General features: G+C 61.4%; 7 protein-coding genes and 1 pseudogene. All 8 read left to right on the plus strand.

The features are described from left to right. Window positions 1-361: ATP-binding protein (locus tag ARADN35_RS0125500; protein WP_010467277.1), on the plus strand; the 361-nt coding region annotated here is incomplete at its 5' end. A gap of 20 nt (window positions 362-381) precedes the next feature. Further along, window positions 382-1,371: an ATP-binding protein gene (locus ARADN35_RS0125505; protein ID WP_258070087.1), complete on the plus strand. Its 990-nt coding sequence runs from the start codon at window positions 382-384 to the stop codon at window positions 1,369-1,371. 4 nt (window positions 1,372-1,375) lie between these two features. Further along, complete coding sequence (gene kdpE / locus ARADN35_RS0125510; protein ID WP_029414410.1) at window positions 1,376-2,080, plus strand: two-component system response regulator KdpE; 705 nt, start codon at window positions 1,376-1,378, stop codon at window positions 2,078-2,080. A gap of 194 nt (window positions 2,081-2,274) precedes the next feature. Continuing rightward, window positions 2,275-2,610 carry a hypothetical protein gene (locus tag ARADN35_RS28145; protein ID WP_139019242.1) on the plus strand — a complete coding sequence of 112 codons (336 nt, stop codon included), beginning with the start codon at window positions 2,275-2,277 and terminating at the stop codon, window positions 2,608-2,610. Window positions 2,611-2,810: 200 nt separating this feature from the next. Beyond that, window positions 2,811-3,923 carry a GNAT family N-acetyltransferase/peptidase C39 family protein gene (locus ARADN35_RS0125525; protein WP_029414411.1) on the plus strand — a complete coding sequence of 371 codons (1,113 nt, stop codon included), beginning with the start codon at window positions 2,811-2,813 and terminating at the stop codon, window positions 3,921-3,923. Between the two features lies 1 nt (window position 3,924). Further along, the gene (locus ARADN35_RS0125530; protein WP_010467289.1) at window positions 3,925-5,454 is read left to right on the plus strand and encodes a RimK family protein; all 1,530 of its coding nucleotides are present in this window, start codon (window positions 3,925-3,927) and stop codon (window positions 5,452-5,454) included. A 505-nt stretch (window positions 5,455-5,959) separates the two neighbouring features. Beyond that, window positions 5,960-6,249 (plus strand): annotated as a pseudogene (locus tag ARADN35_RS26835) (DDE-type integrase/transposase/recombinase); the annotation flags it as partial. A gap of 586 nt (window positions 6,250-6,835) precedes the next feature. Beyond that, on the plus strand, window positions 6,836-8,802 hold a 1,967-nt coding region (locus ARADN35_RS26840), incomplete at its 3' end, for a putative bifunctional diguanylate cyclase/phosphodiesterase (protein WP_010467293.1).

An 8,802-nucleotide genomic window follows, 5' to 3' on the forward strand; every position in this document is an offset into this window, starting at 1 on the left:
AGGCCGGTGGCGCCTTGTGTTCCACCTGCTGTCCAAGCTGTACGAGCACACCAGCGTGATGATCACCACCAACCTGACGTTCGCGGAGTGGTCCACGGTGTTCGGCGATGCCAAGATGACCACTGCGTTGCTGGATCGCTTGACCCATCACTGCCACATCATCGAGACGGGCAACGAGTCCTACCGCTTCCGCCACAGCACGCACGAAGCCAAGGGGCGCATCAAGGCCCGTGAGCAGACCAAGAAGGCAGCAGCGGCCCAGGTTAGCGAGACCGCGGAGGAAAGGGCCTCGCCTGATGGCTCGGCCATACTGACCACGACTTCAAAGAAAGGAGGACCTACCGAAGCATCCACCCTATAGTTATCCACAGCTGGCTTCAAATGGAACCAGCTCTAGCCCCTGGTCAATGTTCGACTGGCACTGCTGATCACGATTGCACTGGCGCTAACAGCTATGTGCCTTTGAAAGCCCCCATGCGGGTGCGAGGCGTGCTTGCATTGGAGCCTTCGAATCCGAGGTGGCTGCTCATTCCTGAACAGGCTCAGCAGCTCGATACGCAGGCCCGACAGATCGCCATCGCGCTCGAACGGGTGCACTACGTCGACATTGCGCAGAAGGCTGTTCTGGACGTCGAATCCGAGCGACTGCGCAACGCGCTGCTGGGCGCCGTGTCCCATGATGTGCGCACGCCTCTCACAGCGCTCATCACACTGGCCGAGTCGCTCAGGTCAGCGCCGCCGCACGAGCGGGAGTCGGTGGCGCAAGCCATCGTGCACCAGGCCCACCAACTCAACGCGCTCGTCAGCAACCTGCTGGACATGGCCCGGTTGGAAAGCGATGTATCGGGCCAGAGCGTCAGTTTGCGGCGCGACTGGCAATCGGTAGAGGAAGTCGTCGGCGCATCCATCCGGGCAGCCCAAGCCGCGCTGGGCGGCACGACCGTGCGCACAGACATCCCTGCAGATTTGCCCTTGGTGGAGTTCGACGCTGTGCTCATCGAGCGCGTGTTGGTCAACCTCCTGGAAAACGCCGCCAAGTATGGGGCACCGCCCATTGTCGTGAAAGCCTCTACGACCGAAAGCAGCCTGGTGCTGGAAGTGACGGACCATGGGGCTGGACTGCCTCTTTCGGTTCGAGGAAAAGAGCACACGCTGTTTGAGAAGTTCACGCGCGGGCAGGCTGAGTCCGCAACGCCAGGTGTGGGGCTGGGCCTGGCCATCTGCAAGGCAGTGGTGCATGCCCATGGCGGAACGATCTCGGCAGCGAGCGCTTCTGGAGGTGGCGCGCAGTTCACAATCACCATTCCAAGGCGCGAACCCCCGCCCGAACCCGATTTTGAAGACATGGAGCGGGGCCCTGTCGCCCCCTGATGCAATGCAAATACGTACCGTTTTGGTGGTGGAAGACGAGCCTCAGATCCGGCGCTTCGTGCGCAGCGCGCTGGAGGCCGAAGGCTGGCAGGTGAACGAAGCGGCGACGCTGCGCGAGGGCTTGTCCGCCGTAGGAACCCGTCAACCGGATCTGCTGGTGCTCGATCTGGGTTTGCCGGATGGAGACGGCATCGATCTCATCCGCGACGTGCGCGGCTGGTCCGCCGTGCCGATCATCGTCTTGTCCGCGCGCACCGATGAGGCTGACAAGATCAACGCGCTGGATGCGGGAGCCGATGACTACCTCACCAAACCCTTCGGGACAGGAGAATTGCTGGCGCGGGTGCGCGCGAACCTGCGCCGTCCCCGGGTTGCGACAGGCAATGGGTTGGTCGCCGACGGGGTGGAGCCAGCGTTCCAGTTCGGAGATGTGGAGGTGGACCGCACTGCGCGCGTGGTGCGCAAGGCCGGAGTGGAAGTCCATCTGACGCCGACCGAGTACCGCATGCTATCGGTACTCATCACCAATGCGGGACGCGTCATCACCCAGAAGCAACTGCTTCGCGAGGTGTGGGGACCTATGCGATCGGATCAGAGCCACTACCTGCGCATCTACATGGGGCACCTGCGGCAGAAGCTGGAGGCAGATCCCGCGCAGCCGCGCCATTTGCTAACCGAGTCGGGTGTGGGTTACCGGCTGTCGGTTTGACCATGACCGCCTGGGGCAATTGCGTCCGCGCATTTTGGAGGCGCTGTCTGATCGCTGGGACACAGAAATTGACGTTGATTTAACGGCAAGGCCATCAGTTTTTACGAAGGATTTACACCAAACTTCCTAGACTGGATGCATGTTCAACACATGCCAGCTTAGTCACTCAAGCAGTGCTCTTTCTGGCGATAAACATGCTGCAGAAATGCCCGAGCACCAGCCTGCACCGGGTTCAGGTGCTCCCTTTTCCAGAAGTGGGTACCGATCCCAATCCATTGGTGGAGCTACCGCTTGTCGCGTCATGCGCCAATGCGCACAACTTGCGAATCACGCTGCACGCCGTGCTTGGATCGCAGCTGCGCGGCTACGGCCTGGCCCTGGATCCAGTTCGACAACTGGCGACGGTCACCCTGCATGTCCATCTGGGAGATGTCGAGCAGACGATGCACTGCCTGATGGCCGCATTGCCCGCCGCCCAATTTGGACGCATTGCCAAAATCTCAGGTAACGAGGTGCGCCCATGCCATTGAAAGCCTGCTGTGCGGGCAGCAAGCCGACCATTGGTGCTGACGCCCCTTCATGGCTGCAACGCGATTTCTCAAGGCTAAGTCATGGATGACTGGCTGCACATTCTGCTCGCCCTTCTCGTGTTGGTGGTACCGATTGCGATGGGATGGCTGGTCCTGAAATTGTCTGACCGCAAGGGGCGAAAGTCCCGCCAGGGTTTTAGATGAATCAGGTGATCCAGAGCACTGAGGTCGAATTGGCCGGCATCGAAGATCTAGTAAAGCTGGACAACCTAGAGCGCTCTACGTTCGAAAGCGATCGGATTTCCCTGCGAAGCTGGCAGCGGATGTTGGCCAGTCCATCAGCCCGTGTATTGGTCAGCAGGTCCAAGGATGCGTTGGATGGTGCCTGCGTGGTGTTGCGCCGCAAAGGCTCGTCGGTGGCGCGCCTGTACTCCATCGCCGTTGCACCTGCGGCGCGCGGATCGGGCGTCGCGGCGAAATTGTTGGCTGCGGCACTGAGCGATGCGCGACGAGCAGGATGTGCGGTTCTACGGCTCGAAAGCCGACTGGACAATGCCACCGCGCACCGCCTCTTCGAGCGTTATGGGTTTTCGCAGTCAGGGCGCAAGGCTGCCTATTATGAGGATGGCGAAGACGCCTTGTGCTTTCAGCGAGATCTGTTCGACGGCTCATTGACACAAGGAGGCACTGCACACCTTGTGCGCCACTATGCCCAAACGCTTGATTTCACCTGCGGCCCGTGCGCATTGCTGATGGCGATGTCTGCAATGGACTCGTCCACCCCCGTGAACCAGGCCGCAGAAATCCGCCTGTGGCGCGAAGCTACAACCGTCTTCATGGCCGCTGGCCACGGAGGGTGCGGCCCATTCGGGCTGGCGCGTTCTGCACTGAGGCGCGGCTTTGACGTGTCTGTGTATGCGGCCGCTGGCGCATCCCTGTTCATGGACAGCGTGCGTGACCAACACAAGAAGGACGTCATCCAGTTGGTGGAGAACGACTTCCGGTCCGAGCTGGTGGAACATGAAGTTCCTATCTATGCGCGGCCTGTGTCTCCCGAAAGCCTCATCGATCATCTGCGCGCAGGGCGCCTGCCCATCGTGCTCATCAGCCTATGGCGACTGCACCGCGAGAAAACGCCCCATTGGGTGGTGATTGTCGGTTTCGACGGAGCGGTGTTCCGCATCCTCGACCCCATGGCGCGCTCCAGCGACACTGATGGAGGCATGTCCATCAGCCTGGGTGAATTCAAGAAGATCGCCAGATACGGGCGCCGAAGGCGCACGGCGGCGGTCGTCATCTCTGGAAAGAAATAAATTGTCCTCAGAACACGTCATCGTTGTAGAAAAGCTGGCCGACTTCCGATGGGAAGATTCGGAACTCAAGGTCATCACCGCAGACCAGTTCGTTGCAGAAGAGCCTGGCGCCCGCGGGCAGCTGCGCAAAGTCACCAACCTTTGCCGGACCTATGGCTACCTGAGCATGGGGTACTACTGCTCCCTGCTCGCGGAGGCCCGAGGTGATCGCGTGACCCCGAGCGTGGACACGATACTCAGTCTCCAACGCAAACGCATGCAGCCAGCCGCGCTTGCGCAGCTCAACAGGCTGATCGGACCGTTGAAGGAAATCCCACGGTCGGTTAACACCCTAACGTTGCATGTGTTCTTCGGCGTTATAGAGGATCCTGCCCTTGCAGCACTTGCGCGCAAGAGCTTTGAGCTGTTCCGTTGTCCACTGATGGAGATCACCTTGGAGCGGCAGGAGCAGTCCTTGAGTTGGCAGATTGGCGACATGCAGGCTCTGGACCTTCGTGACGTGGACACTGCGCGTGACGAGGTCTTCGTTCAGGCTCTGCGTCAGTACACCCGCCGCAGCTGGCGCCCCATGATCGCCATGCCTCTGCCCAGGATGGATCTGGCTGTCCTGCACGACCCTAACGACCCGCTGCCACCCTCTAACCTCAAGACGCTCAAGAAGCTGGTTGACGTTGGACAGGACATGGGCATTGCTGTCGAGCTCATCGAGAAGAAGGACCTTTCGCGACTGACCCAGTTCGACGCGCTCTTCATCCGCGAGACCACAGCCGTAACGCACCATACGTTCCAGTTTGCGAAGAAGGCCGTCGCCGAAGGCATGCCTGTCATTGACGATCCGGTGTCCATCCTGCGTTGCACCAACAAGGCTTTCCTGGCGGAGATCCTCCGCGAGAATTCCATCGCGACTCCCATGACCCATATGGCCAGCAGGCGCACCATCGCCGATATGCACAACCGGCTGACGTATCCCCTGGTCGTAAAAGTGCCAGACGGAGCGTTCAGCCGAAGCGTCAAGAAGGCTGACAGCTTTGAGCACCTTCAGGAGATCGCAAAAGATATGCTCAGGGAGTCTGAAATCATTCTTCTGCAGGAGTACATGTATACGGACTTCGACTGGCGCATCGGCGTGCTCGCCGGCCAACCAGTTTTTGCGGCAAAGTACTTCATGTGCGACGGCCACTGGCAAATACTGCAGCACGCCGACAATGGAAATTACACCGAGGGTCGAGTACAGGCCGTACCTCTTGATGAGGTACCTCCCGAGGTGCTGCACGCCGCTGTCAGCTCGACGCGCTTGGTGGGCACCAGCTTTTACGGCGTGGATCTAAAGTCCACTCCCTCAGGCGTCTTTGTCATTGAGATCAACGACAATCCCAACCTTGATGTGGGTGTTGAGGACGCTGCCTTGGGTGATGCACTCTACGTGATGCTGCTCTCGCACTTTTTGAAGCAGGTGGAGCTTCGATTCAACTCAAGTACAGCACGGCCGATCACGCAAGGCGCAACTCGTCTCGCATTGGCGGCCGGCTAGTATTCTGGGGCACAGCGGCCAACGTGCTGCATGCCCCAGGCCAAGCCCCAAGGCCCCAATGCTGCGCCAAATCCATCCATCGCCGTGAGGCGATGGATGCCAGATCTCTTGACCCCGGCAGTCGTGAATGCACCAAGCCCTGCGCCCAGCCTCTAAACTAAAAGTTTGCTTGTGCCAAAAAAAGAGCCACCGCCAGCAGGACGAGCAAACAACCGCTCAAGGTTGAGAGGTAAAAATGGTCGAGCTTATGGTGCTAGCGATTTCATCATGAACTATTAAGGATGGCAGCATCCTCTTGCTTAGAAACCCCAGAGCTCTCGCAGGCCAGAGGTTAAAAGGCTGCTGTAGGCCAATCGACTAGGCGAAGAAAGTCGGCTTTCGGAGAAGGCGGACATCTACCTTGTTCAAACTGAGCGACAGCAACCAGCCTAATGCCGTCCAAGACTTCAATAGGATCTTCCGATAGCCAGCGCCGGTTGCAGACTTCTGTGGTCCACGGGGACGCTGGAGGGCACGCGAAGGCGTGGTGGTGGCCAGTTGCACGGTCGAGCGATTGATGCGGCGCTTGGGGCTGCACGGTGTGATGCGAGGCAAGGTCGTGCGCACCACCATCGCAGATGCCAAGGCGCGGTGTCGACTGGATCAGGTCAACCGGCAGTTCCGGGTCGAGCGGCCGAACCAGCTGTGGGTCTCGGACTTCACGTACGTCTCGACCTGGCAGGGCTGGCTGTACGTGGCCTTCGTCATGACGTGTTCGCCCGTCGCATCTTGGGCTGGCGAGTGAGCAGTTCGATGTGAAAGGACTTCGTGCTTGATGCGCTGAAGCAGGCCCTTTATGCCCGGAAAATCGTGGCAGGCGCCGTCAAAGTACGCTTCCATACGCTAGGCTATGCCTCACTTCCCGGGCTATTTACTTGGGGTAATTTTGGGGTAATTCCATCGCCTAACCATGCCAATCCACGCCCATAGTGTGCTCCAGCGCAGGTTGGCGTAGATGCGCTAAGTGGCTGTCAACAAAGGGAAAACATCCCCCCGGGCGCAAAAGTGTGTCTGCCTACCGACACAATGGGGGTGTGGTGCTCAAGCGTGTCGGACATGCTGGGGGGCCGGGAAATGAGGCGTGGACTGTAGCAGTTCGCCCCCGGTCGGTTTCACTGCGCGCGGCAGGTGTCGGAGCCCGGTGCAAGAGGTGCGCATGGTCATCGACGTGCTGTACCGGGGGTCTCGGGTTTTCCCTCGGATAAATGCCACAGGTTTTCAATGACTGTTACGTTTTGACATACTCTTGCCTGTATGCTGGCGCATTGACTGTGACCGTCGGCCCCGCCTTGCCCAGGCGGGATTCATACCCACCGCAGGCTTCAAAGGTTTCAGAGCGACCGTGATCTCGTCCGAACTGTTGACCGATCTCCTGGCCCCCATCGGCGAGGGCCACATAGAGCCGATGGCGCAGGCGCGTCTGCAAGCGCTGGTCGACGCCGTTCCGGTGGCCTTGATGGAATTTCGGTTGCAGCACGGCCGTCTGCTGCTGCTTGCCGCCAACGCTGCCGCACGGCGCATGCCCGGCCTGGGCGCGGTGCGCAACCCGGGCGCTGACGCCTGCGAGGTGTTCGACCTGCTGGCGGGCACCCCCCTCATGGACCAGTTGCAGGGCGTGGCCCGCGTGGGCGCGCCGCTCGAATGCCGCCAGGTGGTGCGCGAGCCGGGCCGGCTGCTGCTGGCCTGGGACCTGTCTGCCCGCCGCGTGACCACGGACTGCATTGTGGTCACCGTGCGCGATGCCACCGAGGCCGAGACCTTGCGTGCCGCGCTGGCAGCGTCGGAACGTGCCCTGGAAGAGGTGCGCCGCGAACTGCGCGAGCAGACCGAGGTTTTCAATACCATGGAGAGCTTGGCACGCACTGGCCACTGGCGCCGCATTGAAGACCCCGGCGAGACGGTGCTGCTGTGGTCCCCGGGCCTGTGCGATATCGCGGGCTTTGAGCAGCAGGAATGGGTGGACCCTGAGCGCGCTGTGAGTGGCATCCTGCCCGAGGACCGCCATGTATTTGACACGCCCCGCGTGCCAGGTGCCGGACTGGATGTGGAGTACCGCTGGCGCCGCCCCGATGGCGAAGTGCGCTGGATGCGGTCCCGCGTGCAGCGTACGCTGCCGCGCGACGGCGTGCAGGTGGTGATGGGGGTGGTGCAGGACGTGACGGACGAGCACCGCGCCGCAGAACAGCTGCGCGAGCAGCTGTTGTTCATCCAGCGCATTGCCAGCCGCATTCCGGGCTTCATCTACGAGTACCGCCTGCATGCGGACGGTGGCACCAGCGTGCAGTACATCAGCGATGCGGTGCGCGACTTCATGGGTGTGGAACCGAGCCAGGTGACCGCCGACCATGGCGTGCTCATGCACCGCGTGCTGCCTGAAGACCTGCCGCAGGTGCAGCGCTCTGCGATCACCTCGGTGCGCAAGCTGGTGCCCTGGCAGTGCGAGTACCGCGTGCGCATGCCCGACGGCAGCGTGCGCTGGCACATGACCAATGCGATACCCCACCGCGAGCCCGATGGCTCGGTGGTGTCCCACGGTTTCACCATGGACATCACGGACCGAAAGCGAGCAGAACAAGAGATCGAACGCCTGGCCTTCTTTGACGCCTTGACGGGCCTGCCCAACCGCCGCCTGCTGCTCGATCGCCTGCAGCGCTCCATCGCCGCCTGCCAGCGCACCAGAAACCTCGGCGCCCTGCTGTTCATCGACCTCGATAACTTCAAGGACCTCAACGACACCCTGGGCCACGACATGGGCGACCAGCTCCTGGCCCAGGTCGCCACCCGCCTGGTGGGCAGCGTGCGCGAAGCCGACACCGTTGCCCGCTTTGGCGGCGACGAATTCGTCGTCATGCTTGAAGCCCTGGCCCCCGACCTGCAAGACGCCGCCACCCAGGCAGAAACCGTCGCAGAAAAACTCCTGGCCAGCCTGAACCAGCCCTTCGACCTGGACGGCGCCCAACACTACAGCACCCCCAGCATCGGCATCACCCTCTTTGGCGACGAACGCCTGACGGTGGACGAACTCCTCAAACGCGCCGACCTGGCCATGTACCAGGCCAAAGCCGCAGGCCGCAACACCCAGCGCTTCTTCGACCCCAACATGCAGGCCGCCGTCAACGCCCGCTCCAACCTGGAAGCCGACCTGCGCCAGGGCCTGGCCCGGGGTGAACTGCTCGTGCACTACCAGCCCGTCGTGGACCACCAGTCCCAGCTCATGGGGGCAGAAGCCCTGGTGCGCTGGCGCCACCCCCAGCGCGGCATGATCAGCCCCGGCGACTTCATCCCCCTGGCCGAACAGACCGGCCTCAT

The sequence above is a fragment of the Acidovorax radicis N35 genome, from assembly GCF_000204195.1.
Classification (GTDB): Bacteria; Pseudomonadota; Gammaproteobacteria; order Burkholderiales; family Burkholderiaceae_C; genus Acidovorax; species Acidovorax radicis.

Bases quoted from the DNA above. Each gene is read 5' to 3' on its own strand.
- ARADN35_RS0125505 (WP_258070087.1), top strand. From the start codon at position 382: ATGGAACCAGCTCTAGCCCCTGGTCAATGTTCGACTGGCACTGCTGAT.
- kdpE (WP_029414410.1), top strand. From the start codon at position 1,376: ATGCAAATACGTACCGTTTTGGTGGTGGAAGACGAGCCTCAGATCCGG.
- ARADN35_RS28145 (WP_139019242.1), top strand. From the start codon at position 2,275: ATGCTGCAGAAATGCCCGAGCACCAGCCTGCACCGGGTTCAGGTGCTC.
- ARADN35_RS0125525 (WP_029414411.1), top strand. From the start codon at position 2,811: ATGAATCAGGTGATCCAGAGCACTGAGGTCGAATTGGCCGGCATCGAA.